The organism is Actibacterium sp., from assembly GCF_055134745.1.
On the sequence record NZ_JBSRVX010000031.1, the window covers coordinates 39325 to 57486 of the forward strand.

At 63.7% G+C, this 18162-nt stretch carries 20 protein-coding genes; 16 read left to right on the forward strand and 4 right to left on the reverse strand.

Translation table 11 applies throughout. The annotated features are described in order from the left end of the window. Positions 1-72: 72 nt before the first annotated feature. Together ACTCHC_RS06840 and aroB are read left to right on the forward strand one after the other, a co-directional pair. Entirely contained in the window at positions 73-627 is a 555-nt protein-coding gene (locus ACTCHC_RS06840) for a shikimate kinase (protein WP_463021736.1), read from the forward strand. After that, entirely contained in the window at positions 624-1739 is a 1116-nt protein-coding gene (gene aroB, locus ACTCHC_RS06845; protein WP_463021737.1) for a 3-dehydroquinate synthase, read from the forward strand. Before ACTCHC_RS06840 ends, aroB begins: the two co-directional genes overlap by 4 nt. Here the strand turns inward: aroB and ACTCHC_RS06850 are convergent. After that, positions 1736-2812 (reverse strand): site-2 protease family protein, encoded by a 1077-nt coding sequence (locus tag ACTCHC_RS06850; protein ID WP_463021738.1) that lies wholly within the window; start codon positions 2810-2812, stop codon positions 1736-1738. The two genes, aroB and ACTCHC_RS06850, sit on opposite strands and share 4 nt — an antisense overlap. A 43-nt stretch (positions 2813-2855) precedes the next feature. Beyond that, positions 2856-3341 (reverse strand): single-stranded DNA-binding protein, encoded by a 486-nt coding sequence (gene ssb, locus ACTCHC_RS06855; protein WP_463021740.1) that lies wholly within the window; start codon positions 3339-3341, stop codon positions 2856-2858. Between the two features lie 229 nt (positions 3342-3570). On the opposite strand from ssb, the gene ACTCHC_RS06860 reads away from it, so the two are divergent. Further along, entirely contained in the window at positions 3571-4149 is a 579-nt protein-coding gene (locus ACTCHC_RS06860; RefSeq protein ID WP_463021741.1) for a lytic transglycosylase domain-containing protein, read from the forward strand. Positions 4150-4184: 35 nt separating this feature from the next. Here ACTCHC_RS06860 and ACTCHC_RS06865 read toward each other — a convergent pair whose 3' ends face one another. Together ACTCHC_RS06865 and miaA are read right to left on the reverse strand one after the other, a co-directional pair. Further along, complete coding sequence (locus ACTCHC_RS06865; protein ID WP_463021742.1) at positions 4185-4973, reverse strand: AraC family transcriptional regulator; 789 nt, start codon at positions 4971-4973, stop codon at positions 4185-4187. Positions 4974-5087: 114 nt separating this feature from the next. Then, positions 5088-5963 (reverse strand): tRNA (adenosine(37)-N6)-dimethylallyltransferase MiaA, encoded by an 876-nt coding sequence (miaA, locus tag ACTCHC_RS06870; RefSeq protein ID WP_463021743.1) that lies wholly within the window; start codon positions 5961-5963, stop codon positions 5088-5090. 86 nt (positions 5964-6049) lie between these two features. Between miaA and pyrH the strand changes: the two genes are divergently transcribed. The 13 genes from pyrH to lpxB all read left to right on the forward strand — a co-directional run bounded on the left by pyrH (position 6050) and on the right by lpxB (position 18105). Then, the gene (pyrH, locus tag ACTCHC_RS06875; RefSeq protein WP_463021744.1) at positions 6050-6778 is read left to right on the forward strand and encodes a UMP kinase; all 729 of its coding nucleotides are present in this window, start codon (positions 6050-6052) and stop codon (positions 6776-6778) included. Positions 6779-6837: 59 nt separating this feature from the next. Beyond that, positions 6838-7401, forward strand: coding sequence for a ribosome recycling factor (frr, locus tag ACTCHC_RS06880; protein WP_463021745.1), 564 nt, complete (start codon positions 6838-6840; stop codon positions 7399-7401). An 81-nt stretch (positions 7402-7482) separates the two neighbouring features. After that, complete coding sequence (uppS, locus tag ACTCHC_RS06885) at positions 7483-8157, forward strand: polyprenyl diphosphate synthase (protein WP_463021801.1); 675 nt, start codon at positions 7483-7485, stop codon at positions 8155-8157. Position 8158: 1 nt separating this feature from the next. Next, positions 8159-8950 (forward strand): phosphatidate cytidylyltransferase, encoded by a 792-nt coding sequence (locus tag ACTCHC_RS06890; protein WP_463021746.1) that lies wholly within the window; start codon positions 8159-8161, stop codon positions 8948-8950. Between the two features lie 3 nt (positions 8951-8953). Further along, a complete protein-coding gene (gene dxr / locus ACTCHC_RS06895; RefSeq protein ID WP_463021747.1) occupies positions 8954-10135 on the forward strand; it encodes a 1-deoxy-D-xylulose-5-phosphate reductoisomerase in 1182 nt (393 codons plus the stop codon). Between the two features lie 10 nt (positions 10136-10145). Next, positions 10146-11483, forward strand: a complete 1338-nt coding sequence (gene rseP, locus ACTCHC_RS06900; RefSeq protein WP_463021748.1) for an RIP metalloprotease RseP — start codon at positions 10146-10148, stop codon at positions 11481-11483. A gap of 88 nt (positions 11484-11571) precedes the next feature. Continuing rightward, positions 11572-11700, forward strand: a complete 129-nt coding sequence (locus ACTCHC_RS06905; protein ID WP_463021749.1) for a hypothetical protein — start codon at positions 11572-11574, stop codon at positions 11698-11700. A gap of 147 nt (positions 11701-11847) precedes the next feature. After that, positions 11848-14184 (forward strand): outer membrane protein assembly factor BamA, encoded by a 2337-nt coding sequence (bamA, locus tag ACTCHC_RS06910; RefSeq protein WP_463021750.1) that lies wholly within the window; start codon positions 11848-11850, stop codon positions 14182-14184. 4 nt (positions 14185-14188) lie between these two features. Further along, entirely contained in the window at positions 14189-14758 is a 570-nt protein-coding gene (locus ACTCHC_RS06915; protein WP_463021751.1) for an OmpH/Skp family outer membrane protein, read from the forward strand. A gap of 87 nt (positions 14759-14845) precedes the next feature. Beyond that, positions 14846-15307, forward strand: coding sequence for a 3-hydroxyacyl-ACP dehydratase FabZ (gene fabZ, locus ACTCHC_RS06920; protein WP_463021752.1), 462 nt, complete (start codon positions 14846-14848; stop codon positions 15305-15307). A gap of 5 nt (positions 15308-15312) precedes the next feature. After that, positions 15313-16110 carry an acyl-ACP--UDP-N-acetylglucosamine O-acyltransferase gene (lpxA, locus tag ACTCHC_RS06925; RefSeq protein WP_463021753.1) on the forward strand — a complete coding sequence of 266 codons (798 nt, stop codon included), beginning with the start codon at positions 15313-15315 and terminating at the stop codon, positions 16108-16110. A gap of 4 nt (positions 16111-16114) precedes the next feature. Continuing rightward, the gene (locus tag ACTCHC_RS06930) at positions 16115-16936 is read left to right on the forward strand and encodes an LpxI family protein (RefSeq protein ID WP_463021754.1); all 822 of its coding nucleotides are present in this window, start codon (positions 16115-16117) and stop codon (positions 16934-16936) included. Continuing rightward, positions 16933-18105 (forward strand): lipid-A-disaccharide synthase, encoded by a 1173-nt coding sequence (gene lpxB / locus ACTCHC_RS06935; RefSeq protein ID WP_463021755.1) that lies wholly within the window; start codon positions 16933-16935, stop codon positions 18103-18105. Before ACTCHC_RS06930 ends, lpxB begins: the two co-directional genes overlap by 4 nt. Positions 18106-18162 lie beyond the last annotated feature (57 nt).

Below are 18162 nucleotides of genomic sequence, written 5' to 3' on the forward strand. Positions count from 1 at the left end.
GTTATATATAGCATTTTGGGAAAGATCACGCCATTGAGGAACGAATTGTGAAGAACGGCGGGAGGTTGCCCATTGGCCGGGCGGCTTAAAAAAACAGTTGTGCTGGTCGGGATGATGGGGGCGGGCAAGACGGCGGTCGGCACGGCGCTGGCCCGGCGCATGGGCGTTCCCTTCGTCGACAGCGACGAGGAAATCGTCAAGGCCGCCAATATGTCGATCGCCGAAATATTCGAGCGTGACGGCGAGCCGTTCTTCCGCCAGAAGGAATCACAGGTGATCCGCCGGCTTCTGGCCGGGTCAAGCTGCGTTCTGTCGGCCGGGGGCGGCGCGTTCATGTCGCCCGAAAACCGGGCCGCGATATCGCAGATGGGCATATCCGTCTGGCTGAAGGCCGATCTGGATGTGCTGTGGCAGCGGGTGCGCCACAAGGATACACGCCCCTTGCTGCGCAACCCCGATCCGCGCGGAACGCTGGAACGGCTGATGGCCCAGCGCGCGCCGGTCTATGCGCTGGCTGATCTGACGGTCGAATCCCGGCCCCATTATTCGGTCGACGACATGGCCAGCGCGGTTCTGGCGGCACTGGCCGCGCGACCCGATGTCTTGCAACAGGAAAATCACCAATGAGCATCGAAACCGTTCACGTGCCGCTGCCGGGGCGGGAATATGACATTCATATCGGTCCGGGTCTGATGGCACAGGCCGGCAGCATGATCGCGCCGTTGCTGGCGCGGCCGCGCGTTGCGGTCATCACCGATGAAAACGTGTCTAACCTGCATCTGGACGGCTTGAAGGCGGGACTTGCCAGGGCCGGCATAGACATGGAGTCGCTGGTGCTGCCGGCGGGTGAATCGACCAAGGGCTGGGATCAGTTTTCACGCGCCGTCGAATGGCTGATCGCGGTCAAGGTCGAACGGCGCGACATGGTGGTTGCCCTGGGCGGCGGGGTGATCGGCGATCTGGTCGGTTTTGCCGCCGCCGTGCTGCGACGCGGCGTGCGCTTCGTGCAGGTGCCCACATCGCTGCTGGCGCAGGTTGACAGCTCGGTCGGGGGCAAGACGGGGATCAATTCGCGCCAGGGCAAGAACCTGATCGGCGCCTTTCACCAGCCCAGCCTCGTGCTGGCCGATATCGACGTGCTGAACACGCTGCGCCCGCGCGATTTTCTGGCCGGATATGGCGAGGTCGTGAAATACGGCCTTCTGGGCGATGCGGCGTTCTTCGACTGGCTGGAAGGGCAGGGCCCGGCGCTGGCGCGTGGCGATGCGGGCGCACGGGTGCGCGCGGTGCGCCGGTCTGTGGAAATGAAGGCCGAACTGGTGGTGCGCGATGAAACCGAACAGGGCGATCGCGCGCTCTTGAACCTGGGTCACACATTCGGCCATGCGCTGGAGGCCGCCACCGGCTATTCCGAGCGGTTGCTGCACGGCGAAGGGGTTGCCATCGGCTGTGCGCTGGCCTTCGAGCTGTCGCAGCGGATGGGGCTGTGCAGCCAGGAAGACCCCTCGCGCATTCGTGCGCATCTGGATGCGATGGGCATGAAAAAGGATCTGGCAGATATTGCGGGCGATCTGCCGGATGCCGACGGTCTGCTGGACCTGATGGCGCAGGACAAGAAAGTGCGCGACGGGCGGCTGACCTTCATTCTGGCCCGTGGCATCGGTCAGGCCTTTGTCACGTCGGATGTGGATATCGCACAGGTGCGCAGCCTGTTGACCGAGGCGCTGACGGGGCGCTAGTCACGGCCCGCCAGCACCATCAACTCGCCGATGTTTTCACGGGTGATATAGCCCAGCATCCGTCCCGCCGCATCAGTCACAGCCATGGCGGGCGCCTGCGCGTGATGCAGCGCATCCAGCGCCTTGTCCAGCGGCGCGCCCAGGTCGACACCCGGCACCGGTGCGATCATCGCGTGACCGACGGTCTGGTCGGGGTCTTTGGCGGCAAGGGCGTGAAACAGCGCGTCGCGGGTCAGAAACCCCACCGGCGCGCCATTGGGGCCCAGAACCGGAAATTCCCGCTGGGTGGTGCGGATCAGCGCGGCAGCGGCAGCCTGCAGGCTGTCGCCCGGAGACAGGCTTTCATATGCGGTGATCATCGCCTGACGCGCCAGCATCTGGCGCGCGGTCATGTGCAGCGTGACATCCGAGCGTTCGGCGGCGGCGGCCATGAACACGAAAACCGCGATCAGCAGCAGGATCGGATTGCCGCTGGTCAAGCCCCAGAACCCCAGCCCAAAGGCCAGCGCCTGTCCGGCCCCGGCGGCAATCCGGGTGGCGGTGATGCGGTCGGTGAACAGCGACAGGCCCGCGCGAAACACCCGCCCGCCATCCATCGGAAAGGCCGGCAACAGATTGAACAGCGCCAGGAACAGGTTGACCGCCGCCAGACGCGACAGGAAATTCTGTTGCGGGTCGTCGAACTGGACCAGCACATCCAGCCGGGTGGCCGCGCCGAAGGCCAGCGACAGGATCGCCCAGATCGCCACGCTGACCGCCGGACCGGCCAGCGCCACGGTGATTTCCTGCAGGGGCTTTTCGGGCATCCGTTCCAGCCGCGCCATGCCGCCGATCGGCAATAGCGTGATGTCGGGGGTGGCGATGCCATAGCGGCGCGCGGTCAGCGCATGGCCAAGCTCATGCGCCACCACGCAGGCAAACAAGGCGACAATGAACAGCACGTTTTGCACCGCCGCCGCCGCGCCACTGTCCAGATAGGCGGCCACGCCGATCCACAGAAGCAACAGAAAAAACGTCGCATGAATCCGCAGTTGCGATCCGAACAGGTGCCCGACGGGAAAAGACCATGTCATCTTTCAGGCTCCTGCGCCGGGGCGTCCCGCCCGGTCGGGCCGTTCAGAACGGGATTTCGTCATCCATGTCGCGTGCCGGGGATGCGCCGCCATAGTCGCGCCCGCCCGACGGGCCACTGTCATAGCCGCCCTGCGACCCGCCATAACCGCCGCCACCCGATGCGCCGCCGCTTTCGCCGCGCCCATCCAGCATGATCAGCGAACCGTTGAAGCCTTGCAGGACGATTTCGGTCGAATATTTGTCGGCACCCGACTGATCCTGCCATTTGCGGGTCTGCAACTGGCCCTCGATATAGACCTTGGACCCTTTGCGCAGATATTGTTCGGCCACCCGCACCAAACCTTCCTGAAAGATCGCCACCGAATGCCATTCGGTCTTTTCGCGGCGTTCGCCGGTGGCCTTGTCCTTCCAGGTTTCCGAAGTGGCGATGCGAAGGTTGCACACCTTGCCGCCATTGGGAAAGCTGCGCACTTCGGGGTCGCGACCCAGATTACCTATCAGGATTACCTTGTTTACCGATCCGGCCATCTTGCCCCTCCTTCGAATCTCGGTGGTGTGTCCCAGCCGTTACACCACCGCATCGCGGTTAATGAAAGGTGAAACTTGCCCCGGTTGCGGTCAAGGTCCAAGCAAAATCTTTTCAAGCGGCCGCGCCGCGTGTCACAGGTCCGGTGCCTGCAAACGCACGCAGGAAAGGCTGGCGGAGGAACCGATCTGTTGTATAGTCGCGCCGCTGCACTGGTTCATGGGGGATGAAATGCGCATCACGGGCGCAGGTCTGGTTTTGCTGTTATCGGCGCATCCGGTATTGGCCGATAAGGCCGTCGTCAGTTCCAAGGCGCGCGCGATGCTGTTTTCGTCGCAGACGCGGGTGCTGGATACCCGTGCAGCCACGCAATATTCGAATTCGGTGCGCTTGCAGCCGCCTTCGGCCTATGGCCTGTCGGGCAGCCCGTCCTATACGGGCAGCTATCGTGGCGCCTATCTGGAGGTGGCCCGCGCGGTGGCCCGCCGCCACGGCGTGCCCGAAGACCTGTTCCTGCGGCTGGTGCAGCAGGAAAGCGGCTGGAACCCCGGTGCGCGCAGCCATAAGGGCGCGATCGGCCTGGCGCAGCTTATGCCGGAAACCGCGCGCGGGCTGGGCGTCGATCCGCATGACCCCGAACAGAACCTGGAAGGCGGGGCGCGCTATCTGCGCCGCCAATTCAACAAGTTCGGCAACTGGCGTCTGGCGCTGGCAGCCTATAATGCCGGGCCGCAGGCGGTGGAAAGACACGGCGGCGTGCCCCCCTATGCGGAAACGCGCAATTACGTGAAGGCAATCTGGGGCGGCTAGACCCCAGGCGGATACTGCCTGACGTGCCGCAAGGCTCAGGCCGCGCCCTTGCGAAAGGCCAGCGGTGGCTTGCCCACACGCGCCTGGAACGCGCGGGTGAAATAGGCCGGCGAGGCAAAGCCAAGCCCGGCCGCGATATCCTTGACCGGCTGTCTGGTATCGGCCAACAGGCGGCGCGCCTCGGCCAGCTTGCGCTCGGTCAGAAAGCTGGAGGCGGTGCGGCCGCAGCTTTGCTTGCACACGCGGGTCAGATGGGTGGGCGTGACACCCAGCCTTTGCGCATAATCCGCCACGCTGTCATGGCTGTGAAAGCCCTGTTCCACCAGATCGCTGTATCGCCGCATCAGGCGGCGCGTGGCGCTGGATTGCGCCAGCGCGTCTTCATGGCTGTTCACCTGCCGCTCCAGCCAGACCGACATCAGCCCGGCATAATGCTGCATGGCGCGTTCAAAGGCGGGTTGCTTGCGGTCGAATTCGCGTTGCAGGCTTTCAAGGATCACTGTCATCTCGCCCTGATCCTGCGCATCGCGGATGCGCAGATGGCAGGCATGGTCGGGCAGGATCAGGTCATGCCCGGCCCCCAGAATGACGGCGGTGCCGAACACCGGCGCGGTGATGTCAAACGCATGCATCGTGCCCGCGGGGATGAACACGACATTATGCGTGCCAAAGCCGCGCGTCGTGCCGGCCACGGTAAGGCGGCCCTGGCCGCGCGTGAACCACAGCAACTGGTCGCTGGAATAGCTGCGCATGGCGGCGGTGCGCCATTTGTCGCCCTTCAGCATCACATGCAGTGAAACAAGGCGCAGGTCAGGAACTTGCATTCGGCACTCCTTCGGCTTGGAGGTTGGACAAGTGAAATTCGTATCGGGGCGATTCGAATCAGGCAATCAGGAATGTTCGAATCGTGACTCTGGGCGAATCATCGCCGAAAACCGTTACCCTGCGGCAACAACGCGCCAGCCCCGCATGCGGGCGCGAAACCAGGTGCGCTGGCGTTTGGCATATTGGCGCGATGCGGCCCGGGCCTGTTCACGGGCCTGATCCAGCGCGATTTCGCCGCGCAGATGGGCGATCAGGTCCGGCGCGCCGATCGCCTTGCACGACAGCAGGGCCGGGTTCCAGCGCGGCAGGTTGTTGCGGGCCTCGTCCAGGGCGCCATGCTGCAGCATCAGGTCGAACCGGCGGTCGATCCGCTTCGCCAGCCAGTCGCGCCCGGCCTCCAGTACAAAGGGCTGGGCGCGGTCTGGCGACAGCAATGGCGGGGGTGTGTCATCCTGCCATGACGCCAGCCCGCGCCCGGTGGCCTGTTGCACCTCCCAGGCGCGCTGCACGCGCACCGGGTTCAGCGGGTCGACGCGGGTTGCTGTCACGGAGTCCAGCTCGGCCAACATTCCGGCATGGCCTTCGGCCAGACGCCTTGCATCGGCGCGGGCGCGAATGGCGGGCGGGGTCGGCGGGATCGCCGCCAAGCCTTCGGTCAGGGCCGTGAAATACAACCCCGTGCCCCCCACGATGATCGGGCGGGCATCCCCGGCCAGCAGCGGCGCCACGTCGCGCAGCCAATGGCCAACGGAATAGTCGCCATCCCACGCGATATGCCCATACAGCGCGTGGGGCAGGGCGGCCTCATCCGCCAGCGAAGGGCGCGCCGTCAGCACCCGCCAGCCATCGAATACCTGCAACGCATCGGCATTTACGATCACGCCCCCCTGACGCGCCGCCAGTTCCATCGCCAGGGCCGATTTGCCGCTGGCGGTGGGCCCGGCGATCAGCACCGGCCGGTCCGGGTCGATGTCTGCGGGTAACTTCACGCGGTGATCCTGTCGTTAAGCGTTGAACCTGCCGCTCTTTTCCGACATTTTGCGCCCAACGCCAAGACCAGCCCGGAGAAGACTACATGAACGATGGCAAACCGACCGCGGCCTATAAGCGTGTGCTGCTGAAAATTTCGGGCGAGGCGCTGATGGGCGATCAGGGTTTTGGCCTGCATCCGCCGACTGTTCAGCGCATCGCGGCCGAGGTCAAGACCGTGTCGGATATGGGCGTTCAGGTCTGCATGGTGATCGGGGGCGGTAATATCTTTCGCGGGCTGCAAGGCAGCGCACAGGGGATGGAGCGCACCACGGCGGATTACATGGGCATGCTGGCGACCGTGATGAACGCGCTGGCCATGCAATCGGCGCTGGAAGGGCTGGGCGTCTATACCCGCGTGGTATCGGCCATTCCGATGGATCAGGTCTGCGAACCCTATATCCGACGCCGCGCCGTGCGCCATCTGGAAAAGGGCCGCGTCGTGATTTTCGCCGCCGGAACCGGCAACCCCTATTTCACCACCGATACCGCCGCCACACTGCGCGCCAGCGAAATGGCCTGTCAGGCGATTTTCAAGGGCACCAAGGTGGATGGCGTATATGATGCCGACCCCGTGAAGAATCCCGATGCAAAAAGATTTGATCGGATCAGCTATGACGATGTGCTGATCAAGAACCTGAAGGTGATGGATGCCTCGGCCATCGCGCTGGCGCGTGACAACGATCTGCCGATCATCGTGTTTTCACTGGATGAACCCGGCGGTTTTCGGGGAATACTGGCCGGGGAAGGCACCTATACAATCGTGCATGGTTGACGCTATAGCAGGAGCAGGCCCGGCAAGAGGCGAACACCGACAAGAAGCGAGTAGACAACATGGCTGACGAGATCGAGATAGACCTGGATGATTTGCAGCGCCGCATGGACGGTGCCCATGCCGCCCTGCGCACTGAATTTGCCAGTCTGCGCACCGGGCGCGCCTCGGCCGGGATGCTGGAGCCGGTGATGGTCGATGCCTATGGCCAGTTGACCCCGATCAATCAGGTCGGCACCGTCAACGTGCCCGAGCCGCGCATGGTCACGATCAACGTCTGGGACAAGGCGCTGATCGGCAAGGTTGAAAAGGCGATCCGCGAAAGCGGGCTGGGCATCAATCCCCAGACCAACGGCACCATCATCATGCTGCCCATCCCCGAGTTGAACGAGGAGCGCCGGCGCGAACTGACCAAGGTCGCCGCCCAATATGCCGAAAGCGCCCGCGTCGCCATCCGCAATGTGCGACGCGACGGCATGGACCAGCTGAAAAAGGCCAAGGCCGACGGGATGAGCGAAGACGACCAGAAGATCTGGTCGGACGAGATTCAGGAGCTGACCAACGCGGCCATTGCAAAGGTCGACAAGGCGCTCGAGGCGAAACAGCAGGAGATCATGCAGGTCTGAGGCCTGTTCATGATCGGGAAGGGGCTTTCCTTGGCCGCGACGAAAGAATTGCAAGGCGGGCCCCAGCACGTTGCCATCATCATGGATGGGAATGGCCGGTGGGCACAGCAACGCAATCGTCCCCGGCTGTTTGGTCATCAGGCCGGCGCGCGCCGGGTGCGCGAGATCGTCAATGCCTGCCCGGATCTGGGCATAAAATACCTGACGATCTTTGCGTTTTCGACCGAGAACTGGAAACGCACCCAGGCCGAGGTTTCTGGCCTGATGATGCTGTTTCGACGCTATATCCAGAAGGAATCGCAGGCCCTGCTGCGCGAAGGCGTTCGGGTGCGGTTCATCGGCGACCGCGACCGGCTGGAGGCCAAGCTGGTGCGCCTGATGGACGAGCTGGAAACCCTGACCGCTGGCAATGACCGGGTGCATCTGACCATCGCGCTGAATTACGGCGGCCGGGACGAGGTGGCCCGCGCCACCAGACGCCTGGCGCATGAGGTCGCCGCCGGCCATATCCGCCCCGAGGATGTCGATGCCGAAACGCTGGCGCGGTTTCTGGATACCTGTGTGCTGCCCGATCCCGATCTGGTCATTCGCACCTCGGGCGAGGCGCGCATTTCCAATTTCCTGCTGTGGCAGTCGGCCTATGCCGAATATGAATTCACGCCCGTCCTTTGGCCCGATTTCACCGCCGAGATTTTCGGCGAGATCGTCGGCCGTTTTTCCCAGCGCGAACGTCGTTTCGGCGCGATCGGGCACTGAGATGGCACGCGCGGGTCAGTGGGACGATCTGGTGGTGCGGCTGGGATCGGGCGCGGCAATGGCCGCGGTCGGCATCGTGCTGATCTGGGCGGGGGGCGCGTGGTTCGCGCTGTTGGCCGCGCTGGTCAGCGGCATCATGATCTGGGAACTGGCGCGGATGCTGGCGCCTGCACAGACCATGCTCGCGCTGGGTCTAGGGGTTGTCGGGGCGGCGGTGGTGCTGCTGGCGCGGCTGACGCCGGATCTTTATGCGCTGTGGGTGGTGTCGCTGCCGGCGCTGGCCGGCTTTGCCACCATCCGGCGCGACCGGGTGCTGTTCATGCTGTTCGCGCTTGGTATCCTGCTGGCCGGTTACGGGCTGTCGGGGTTTCGCGACAATTACGGCATGGTCTGGCTGTTCTGGCTGGTGCTGGTGGTGATCGCGACGGATGTGTTCGGCTATTTCGGCGGACGGCTGATCGGGGGGCCGAAATTCTGGCCGCGAGTCAGTCCGAAGAAGACCTGGGCCGGAATTGTCGCGGGCTGGATCGCGGCGGCGCTGATCGGGGTCATCTTCCGGCAGTTCACCAATGCGGGCGTCGATCTGCCGTGGATTTCCGTTGCCCTGTCCTTTGCCAGCCAGTTGGGTGATATTGCCGAAAGCGCGATCAAGCGCCATGCCGGTGTCAAGGACAGCTCGAACCTGTTGCCCGGCCATGGCGGCTTGTTCGACCGGTTCGACGGGCTGCTGGGCGCCTCACTTTTCATGTTGTTGGTTGCACAGTTCGTCTATGTGCCAGAGGTTACATTCTAGACAATGCGGCGGATTTCCATCTTTGGCGCCACCGGCTCGATCGGGGTAAATACGGTTGATCTGATCACCCGGCAGGGCGGGTCTGACGCCTATGACGTGGTCGCCCTGACCGGCGGGCGCAACGTGGCGCGGCTGGCGCAGCAGGCGCGCGATCTGCGCGCCGATATGGCGGTGACCTGTTTCCCAGAGTGTTACACGGCACTGAAAGAGGCGCTGGCCGGCAGCGGGATCGCCGCCGCCGCCGGGCCCGATGCCGTGGCCGAGGCCGCCGACCGTCCCGCCGACTGGACGATGTCGGCCATCGTGGGCGCGGCCGGGCTGGTGCCGGGGCTGCGCGCGTTGCGCCATGGCGGCACCCTGGCGCTGGCCAACAAGGAAAGCCTTGTCACCGCCGGACCCTTGCTGATGCAGACCGCGCGCGATCACGGCGCGCGCATTCTGCCGGTGGACAGCGAACATTCGGCGATTTTCCAGACGCTGGTCGGCGAAGACCCCGCCGCGGTTGAACGGATCATCATCACCGCATCAGGCGGGGCTTTTCGCGACTGGCCGCTGGACCGTCTGGCGACGGCAACGCCCGCACAGGCCGCGACCCATCCCAATTGGGATATGGGCCAGCGCATCACCATCGACAGTGCGTCCATGTTCAACAAGGCGCTGGAAGTGATCGAGGTGCAGGAATATTTCGGCGTCGATCCGACCCAGATTCAGGTTCTGGTCCATCCGGAATCGCTGGTCCATGCCATGGTGGGCTTTCGCGACGGCGCGATCATGGCACATCTGGGGGCGGCCGATATGCGCCATGCCATCGGCTATGCCCTGAACTGGCCCGACCGGGCCAACCTGCCGGTGGAACGGCTGGATTTCGCCAGGATCGGCCAGCTGAATTTCCGTGATCCCGATCCGGCGCGCTATCCGGCGTTGGTTCTGGCGCGCCAGGTGATGGCGACGCGCGGGCTGGCCGGGGCGGTGTTCAACGCCGCCAAGGAAGCGGCGCTGGATGCCTTCATCGACGGACGGATCGGATTTCTGGCGATGGCGGAAGTGGTCGGCGCGGTTTTGGACAGGGTTTCGCACGAAACGAGTCTCACTAATGCCGTGATCAGTCTTGATAATGTCATGCAAGCTGATCAACTGGCCAGAGACTGCGCCGCGCAGATCATAAAAAAATCGAAGCAGTATTAAAGGAACGCTTGTGGAAATTCTTGGCCTTGTCCCGTCGTTCGGAAATCTTCTGTATACCCTTGGCGCTTTTGTTCTGGCGCTCAGCATCATCGTCGCGGTGCATGAATATGGCCATTACATCGTGGGCCGCTGGTGCGGTATCCGGGCCGAGGTGTTTTCGCTGGGTTTTGGGCCGGTGCTGTTTTCGCGCGAAGATCATTGGGGCACGAAATGGCAGATCGCCGCGCTTCCCTTTGGCGGATATGTGAAATTCCTGGGCGACGCCAACGCGGCCAGTGATCGTGCCAGCGCCACCTTGGCCGATATGGATGCCGAGACACGCCGCCATACGATGCATGGCGCCCCGCTTTGGGCGCGGGCGGCAACCGTGGCCGCCGGACCGGTGTTCAACTTTATCCTGTCCTGCATCGTCTTTTCGATGGTGCTGCTGTTTCAGGGCAAGGCGATCGAACCGCCCACGATCGGGCAATTGCAGACTGTTCCGGTTGCGTCGGCCGAACTTTATGCCGGCGACCAGATCGTCGCGATCGAGGGCATGGCGACGCCCGATTATGCGGCCTTGTATGACGTGATCGAAAAGCTGCCGGTGTCGCAGCAACTGGCCTATGACATCCGTCGCGCCGGGCGCGACATGCAGGTCAGCGGACCCTATCCCTTTCCGCCGCTGGTGACCGGCTTGCAGGCCGGATCTGCGGCGATGGATGCCGGGCTGAAGGTTGGCGATGTCATCGTCACCCTGGACGGCGAACCGGTGCCTGCCTTCAAGCAATTGCAGCAGATCGTGACCCAATCGGACGGGCGCGAGCTGCAACTGGGTGTGTGGCGCGACGGCAAGATGGTGGATTTTACTCTGGCGCCGCGCCGGGTCGATCTGCCGCTGCCCGATGGCGGGTTCGAAACCCGCTGGCTGATCGGGATGACGGGCGGGCTGTTCTTTGAACCCCGGACCGAGACCCCGGGAATCGGTTCGCTGTTGTCTTACGGTCCCGAACAGGCGCTTATGATCGCGCGCTCCAGCATTTCGGGGCTGTATCACATGATCACCGGCTCTATCAGCAGCTGTAACCTGCGCGGACCGCTGGGCATTGCCGAAACATCGGGCGCGGCCGCAAGCCAGGGCTGGATCAGCTTCATCTGGTTCATCGCGGTGTTGTCCACGGCCGTGGGCCTGCTGAACCTGTTTCCGATCCCGGTTCTGGATGGCGGGCATCTGGTGTTCCATGTCTACGAGGCCCTGACAGGGCGTCCACCGTCAGACCGGGCCTTGCGGGTGCTGATGGGGATCGGGTTTTTCCTGCTGATGGCGTTGATGCTGTTCGCGCTGACCAATGACGTTCGCTGCCCCTAAGCGGCCCGTTTGATGCCGCAAAGCTGACATAGTCAGCCCCTAGACAGAAATGGCCGGCCTGTGTCGAACCTTTCAGGAGGACGTATAGATGCACACGCTTTCACAGGGCTATCGCGGCCTGTCGCTTCTGGTGAATCTCAACTGGGATCGCCTGTTCTATCTTGCCACGATCTTCGCGGCGCTCAGTGCGGGCGCCTATCTGGGCACGATTCTATAGAAACAAGCTGCATCTTGTGTCACCCAGGGGGCACTTACCACACAGTTTTGTCTGTAAACGCGCAATTTGATCGCCCTTGCCTTTTGACAATCGGCGCCTTTGGCACTACTCAGTAGGGCAATCATGGCGTCAATGCGGGGCAGGCTGATGACCAATAATAATGACAGGGCGGTAAATCGGGCAGCTTGGCGGGCAGGGCGGCCCGGATTGTTGTTCTGGGCGATCATATTTGTGCTGGGGATCAGCCTTGCGATCACGCCACATCGGGCACTGGCGCAGGAATACCGGTTTTCCAGTTTTGATCTGCGCGGAAACCAGCGCGTCGATGATGCCACGATCCTCAGCTATGCCGGGATTGCCCCCGGCCAGGCGGTTTCGGCGGCGCAACTGAACGAGGCCTATCAGAAAATAGTCGACAGCGGCCTGTTCGAAGAAGTCGCCATCACCCCGCAGGGCGGAACCCTGGTGATCAGCGTCACCGAATATCCCACGATCAACGTCATCAGCTTTGAAGGCAACAGCCGGATCAAGGATGATATCCTGTCCGGTCTGATCCGGTCGCAGTCGCGCCGGGTCTACAGCCCGCGCCAGGCCGAATCCGACGCCGCCGCCATCATCGAGGCCTACAGCCAGCAGGGGCGGCTTGCCGCCAACGTGACCCCGCGCATCATTCGCCGGTCTGACAACCGTGTTGATCTGGTCTTCGAAATCGCCGAGGGCGGCGTGATCGAGGTGCAGCGCATTTCCTTTGTCGGCAATCGCAGCTTTTCGGATTATCGCCTGCGCCGGGCGCTGGGAACAAAACAGGCCGGCCTGCTGCATAACCTGATCCGGTCCGATACTTACGTGGCCGACCGGATCGCCTTTGACCGCCAGGCGCTGAGCGATTTCTATATGTCGCGCGGGTTCATCGACTTTCAGGTTCTGTCCGTCACCTCGGCGTTGACCCGCAAGCGTGATGCCTTTCTGATCACCTTCAACCTGCGCGAAGGCCAGCAGTTCCGCTTTGGCAAGATTTCCGCCTCTTCCAGCCTGCCCGAAGTGGATGCCGCCGAATTCCAGTCGGTGATCAAGCTGCGCCCGGGCATCGTCTATTCGCCGGTTCTGATCGAAAGCACGATCGAGCGGCTTGAACGGCTGGCCCTGCAAAAGGGGCTGACATTCGTGCGCGCCGAACCCCGCGTGACCAGAAACGAGCGTGACCAGACGCTGGATATCGATTTCGCCATCATCCGTGGCCCGCGTATCTTCGTCGAGCGTATTGATATCGAGGGCAATGCCACCACGCTGGATCAGGTGATCCGTCGCCAGTTCAACACCGTCGAGGGCGACCCGTTCAACCCGCGCGAGATCCGCGATTCCGCGCGGCGTATCAGGGCACTTGGCTTTTTCGAAACCGCCAATGTCGATACCCGGGCGGGCACCTCGCCCGACCGCGTGATCGTCGATGTGAACGTGCAGGAAAAGCCCACCGGATCGCTGTCCTTCGGCGTCAACTATTCGGCCACGAATGGCGCGGGCGGCGTGATCAGCTTTGCCGAAACCAATTTTCTGGGGCGCGGGCAGGGGCTGAACCTGGCCTTCGATACCGGGCTGGACAGTTCGCAATCCTCGTTCAGCTTTACCGAGCCGGCCTTTCTGGGGCGCAATGTCAGGTTCCGCTTCAGCGCCGCCTATGAACAATCGGATGAGCTGAACAATGCGCTGTATCGCACGCGCAACCTGCGGCTGGGCGTGGGCCTGGAATTCCCGGTCAGCGAGAATGGACGACTGGAGGCCCGCTATACCATATCCGAAGACAATATCTTCCAGTATACCGGCACATCCACAATCATCACCGCAGAGGCCGCGCAGGGCGCCCTGACCACCAGCAAGCTGGGCTATTCCTACAGCTATGACACGCGCAAGACCGGGCTGAATCCCAATGCAGGCGTTCTGCTGCGGATCGGGCAGGATTATGCCGGGCTGGGCGGCGATTCCGAATATATCGAAACCACCGCACTGATCGCTGGTGTGACCACGATGCGCAACGAGGATGTCGAACTGCGCGCCGAACTGGAAGGCGGCTATATCAGCATGCTGTCAGGCAACAGCCGGGTGACCAACCGCTATTTCGGCAACGGCAAGATCCGCGGTTTTGACGGCAACGGCCTGGGCCCGCGCGACCCCGCTGTTCCGGGCGGCGAAGCCTTGGGCGGCAACGCCTTTGCCGTTGCCCGGCTTGAGGCGGCATTCCCGCTGGGCCTGCCGCAGGAATACGGCATTCGCGGCGGTGTCTTTGCCGATGTCGGATCGGTCTGGAGCCTGGACAACACCAATGGCGGCGCGGTTGATGACAGTCTCAAGCTGCGCTCGGCCATCGGTGTATCGCTGTTCTGGGACAGTGTGCTGGGGCCGCTTCGGTTCAACTTCTCGCGTGCGATCAAGAAGGAAAGCTACGATAATACCCGCAGCTTCGATCTGACCTTCTCGACGCGGTTCTGATCCGATGCGCTGGCTGCGCCTTATGGCGATCGGCCTGGCGCTGGCAGGCGTGGCCCAGCCGGCGGCGGCACAAACCGCCGACGCGGCCCGCCCACGCAGCCCGGTTCTGACCGTGGATCAAGAAGCGCTGTTCACCGACTCGCTGCGGGGTCAGTCCATGCTGGCCGAGATTGACGAGGCATCGCGCGCGCTGGCCGCCGAAAACCGCCGGATCGAGGCTGAACTGGTCGCCGAAGAACAGGCCCTGACCGATCAGCGTCCCACGCTGGACGCCGTAACCTTTCGCGAACGCGCGGCAGCCTTTGATGCCAAGGTCGTGCGTATCCGCAATGAACAGGATGAAAAGGCGCGCCAACTGGTCGTGCAGCGCGACAAGATGCAACAGGAATTCTATACCGCTGCCCTGCCGGTTCTGACCGAAATCGTGCGTGACCGCGGGGCGCTTGTGGTTCTGGACAGCCGGTCGGTGATCATGGCCGCAGGCACGATCAACATTACCAGGGATGCCATCGCGCTGCTGGATGAGGCATTTCAGGAACCCGACACCCAGCCCGGGCAGGACGGTCCGCAATAACCCCGGCGCGCCTTGTCTCATTGCGGGGTTGTTGATAGGTGAACGGTTGAAATACGGCAAGGCAGCACGACAAGAGAGGGCCCGTTCATGAGCGTCGACATCCCCACCGAGGCCGATATCAGCCTGATAAAACGGATCATCCCGCATCGCTATCCATTCCTGCTGGTCGACAAGGTGCGCGATATTGTGCCCAATACATCGGCCGTCGGCATCAAGAACGTCACGGTGAACGAACCCCATTTTCAGGGGCATTTTCCCGAACGCCCCATCATGCCCGGCGTCACGATCATCGAAGCCCTGGCCCAGACCGCCGCCGTCATGGTCGGGGTGTCAAAGGGGCTGGCCGACAAGAACATGCTGGTCTATTTCATGGCCATCGACAAATGCAAATTCCGCCGCATGGTGGTGCCGGGCGATGTTCTGGAACTGCATGTGACCGCCAAGCGAGGCGGATCGAAAATCTGGAAATTCGAGGGCGTGGCCAAGGTTGGTGATGAAATGGCCGCCGAGGCCGAGTTCACCGCCATGATGGATATGCCGCAGGAGTAGGCCGGATGGCAATTCACCCCAGCGCGCGAATACACGCAAGCGCGATCATCGAAGACGGTGCCAGCCTTGGCGCCGATACGGTGGTCGGCCCGTTTTGCATCGTCGGGCCGCAGGTGCGGCTGGGTGCGCGGGTCTTGCTCAAAAGTCATGTGGTTGTCACGGGTGATACCGAAATAGGCGACGACACCCAGATCTTTCCCTTCGCCAATATCGGCGACATTCCCCAGGATCTGAAATTCGCCGGTGAAAAGACCCGGCTGATCGTGGGCGCGCGCAACCGTATCCGCGAAGGCGTGACGATGAATACCGGCACGGCGGGCGGTGGCGGCATCACCCGCGTGGGCGACGATTGCCTGTTCATGACCGGCGCCCATGTCGGGCATGATGTGCAGGTCGGCAACCGGGTGATCCTGGCCAATCAGGTGGCGCTGGCCGGGCATTGTATTCTGGCCGATGATGTCATCGTGGGCGGGCTGTCGGGGATTCATCAATTCGTGCGCATCGGACGCGGCGCGATCATCGGCGCGGTCACGATGGTCACCAATGACGTGATCCCCTATGGCCTGGTGCAGGGGCCGCGCGGCGGGCTGGACGGGCTGAACCTGGTCGGGCTGAAACGGCGCGGCGTTTCGCGTGCCGACATCGCCGCCTTGCGCGCCGCCTATCAGGCGCTGGCGCAGGGCGAGGGCGCCTTTCAGGACCGCGCCCGCCGCCTGGCCGAAGACACCGACAGCAGCTATGTGCGCGAAGTCACCGATTTCATCCTGGGCCAAAGCGACCGGTCCTTTCTGACGCCGGGCTAGGGTCATGGCGGGGCAGACAGCGATCATCGCCGGGCAGGGGGCGTTGCCGGTGCTGCTGGGCCGGGGACTTGCGGGACTGGGCGCGCCCTTTGTCGTGGCCCAGATGGCGGATTTTCCGTTCGATAATCCCGATGGCTGGCCGGTCGAAACTTTCCGGGTTGAAACGCTCGCGCATCTGTTTGACCGGCTGCGCGCGCTGGGGGTCGATCGGGTCAGCTTTGCCGGGGCGGTGCGCCGCCCGGCCATTGACCCGGCCCGGATTGATCCTGACACTGCCCGGCTGCTGCCTCGCCTGCTGCCGGCTTTCGGTCAGGGGGATGACGCGCTGTTGCGCGCGGTGATTGCATTGTTCGAAGAGGCGGGTTTTGCCGTGCTGGGTGCGCATGACCTGCTGCCGGGCCTGCTGCCGGGGCCGGGCGTGCTGACCCGCGCGCAGCCCGATGCCGGCGCGCAGGCCGATGCGGCGCGCGCCGCCGATATCGTGGCAACCCTTGGCGCCGCCGATCTGGGGCAGGGGGCGGTGGTGGCGGGCGGGCTGTGCCTGGCGGTCGAAACCCTGCCCGGCACCGATGCGATGTTGCACTGGGTGGCCGATGTCGCCGGAAAATTCCGGCGCGACGGGTCGGGCGGCGTGTTATTCAAGGCGGCCAAACCCGGTCAGGATCGCCGGATCGATCTGCCGGTGATCGGCCCCGATACCGTCGCCGCCTGCACCCGCGCCGGCCTGTCGGGCATCGCGTTTCAGGCCGGCAGCGTCATGCTGCTGGACCGTGCTGCCACCATCGCCGCGGCCGATGCCGCCGGCCTGTTCCTGTGGGCGCGATGAAACGGTTTTTCCTGATCGCGGGCGAACCCTCGGGCGACGCGCTGGGGGCCGCGCTGATGGAAGGGTTGCGCCAGTTGCACCCCGATGTGCAGTTCACCGGCGTCGGCGGCCCCCTGATGGCCGAACAGGGGCTGGTCAGCCTTTTCCCGATGGACGAGCTGTCGGTGATGGGCATCGCCGAGGTTCTGCCCCGCTATCGCGCGCTGATGCGCCGGATCAACCAATGCGCCGAAACCGTGCTGCGCGAAAAACCCGATGCGCTGATCACCATCGACAGCCCCGATTTCAGCCTGCGGGTCGCGCGCCGGGTCAAGGCGGCCTCGGATATCCACACCGTGCATTACGTCGCCCCCACGGTCTGGGCCTGGCGGCCGAAACGTGCGGAAAAGCTGGTGGGAGTCATCGATCAGGTGCTGGCATTGTTCCCGTTCGAGCCACCCTATCTGCAACGCCACGGGCTGCGCTGCGATTTCGTCGGCCATCCGGTCGTGACCGCCCCGCGCGCCAGCCGCGATGAGGCCGCGGCGTTTCGCAAACGCCATGGTATCGGCGCGCACACGCCGCTGGCCCTTGCCCTGCCCGGATCGCGCCAGGGCGAGGTTGCCCGCCTGACGCCGATCTTCGGCGATGCCCTGGGCGTGGCCCGCGGCCAGCACCCCGATTTGCAGATCGTGCTGCCCGCCGCCGGGGCGGTGGCCGCTCTGGTAACCGATCTGACCGCCAATTGGCCCCACAAACCGATCATCCTGAACCCGCAGGGCCTACCGGCCGCAGTCGCCCAGGCCGAGAAACGCGCAGCCTTCGCGGCGGCTGATGTCGCGCTGGCGGCTTCAGGCACGGTATCGCTGGAACTGGCCGCCAGCGCGACACCGATGGTGATCGCCTATCGCATGAACCCGATCAGTTTTCGCATCATCCGGTCGATGGCGCTGATCGACACCGTCACGCTGGTGAATATCGTCACCGACACCCGTGTGGTGCCCGAATTCCTTGGGCCGGACTGCCAGCCCGGCCAAATCGGCCGGGCCCTGTCCGAACTGCTGACCGATTCGAAGGCCCGCGCCGCCCAGATCGCAGCGGCGCACCTGACAATGGAGCGACTGGGGCAGGGGGCGGAACCACCCGGCCTGCGAGCGGCCCGTGCCGTGCTGGATGGGCTTTCCCCCTGATCTTCTTGGCGAAAATACTCCCGCCGGAGGCGCAAAATTTTTCCGGAAAAATTTTTG

Bases quoted from the DNA above. Each gene is read 5' to 3' on its own strand.
- aroB (WP_463021737.1), top strand. From the start codon at position 624: ATGAGCATCGAAACCGTTCACGTGCCGCTGCCGGGGCGGGAATATGAC.
- ACTCHC_RS06850 (WP_463021738.1), bottom strand. From the start codon at position 2,812: ATGACATGGTCTTTTCCCGTCGGGCACCTGTTCGGATCGCAACTGCGG.
- ssb (WP_463021740.1), bottom strand. From the start codon at position 3,341: ATGGCCGGATCGGTAAACAAGGTAATCCTGATAGGTAATCTGGGTCGC.
- ACTCHC_RS06860 (WP_463021741.1), top strand. From the start codon at position 3,571: ATGCGCATCACGGGCGCAGGTCTGGTTTTGCTGTTATCGGCGCATCCG.
- ACTCHC_RS06865 (WP_463021742.1), bottom strand. From the start codon at position 4,973: ATGCAAGTTCCTGACCTGCGCCTTGTTTCACTGCATGTGATGCTGAAG.
- pyrH (WP_463021744.1), top strand. From the start codon at position 6,050: ATGAACGATGGCAAACCGACCGCGGCCTATAAGCGTGTGCTGCTGAAA.
- frr (WP_463021745.1), top strand. From the start codon at position 6,838: ATGGCTGACGAGATCGAGATAGACCTGGATGATTTGCAGCGCCGCATG.
- uppS (WP_463021801.1), top strand. From the start codon at position 7,483: ATGGATGGGAATGGCCGGTGGGCACAGCAACGCAATCGTCCCCGGCTG.
- ACTCHC_RS06890 (WP_463021746.1), top strand. From the start codon at position 8,159: ATGGCACGCGCGGGTCAGTGGGACGATCTGGTGGTGCGGCTGGGATCG.
- dxr (WP_463021747.1), top strand. From the start codon at position 8,954: ATGCGGCGGATTTCCATCTTTGGCGCCACCGGCTCGATCGGGGTAAAT.
- ACTCHC_RS06905 (WP_463021749.1), top strand. From the start codon at position 11,572: ATGCACACGCTTTCACAGGGCTATCGCGGCCTGTCGCTTCTGGTGAAT.
- bamA (WP_463021750.1), top strand. From the start codon at position 11,848: ATGACCAATAATAATGACAGGGCGGTAAATCGGGCAGCTTGGCGGGCA.
- ACTCHC_RS06915 (WP_463021751.1), top strand. From the start codon at position 14,189: ATGCGCTGGCTGCGCCTTATGGCGATCGGCCTGGCGCTGGCAGGCGTG.
- fabZ (WP_463021752.1), top strand. From the start codon at position 14,846: ATGAGCGTCGACATCCCCACCGAGGCCGATATCAGCCTGATAAAACGG.
- lpxA (WP_463021753.1), top strand. From the start codon at position 15,313: ATGGCAATTCACCCCAGCGCGCGAATACACGCAAGCGCGATCATCGAA.
- ACTCHC_RS06930 (WP_463021754.1), top strand. From the start codon at position 16,115: ATGGCGGGGCAGACAGCGATCATCGCCGGGCAGGGGGCGTTGCCGGTG.
- lpxB (WP_463021755.1), top strand. From the start codon at position 16,933: ATGAAACGGTTTTTCCTGATCGCGGGCGAACCCTCGGGCGACGCGCTG.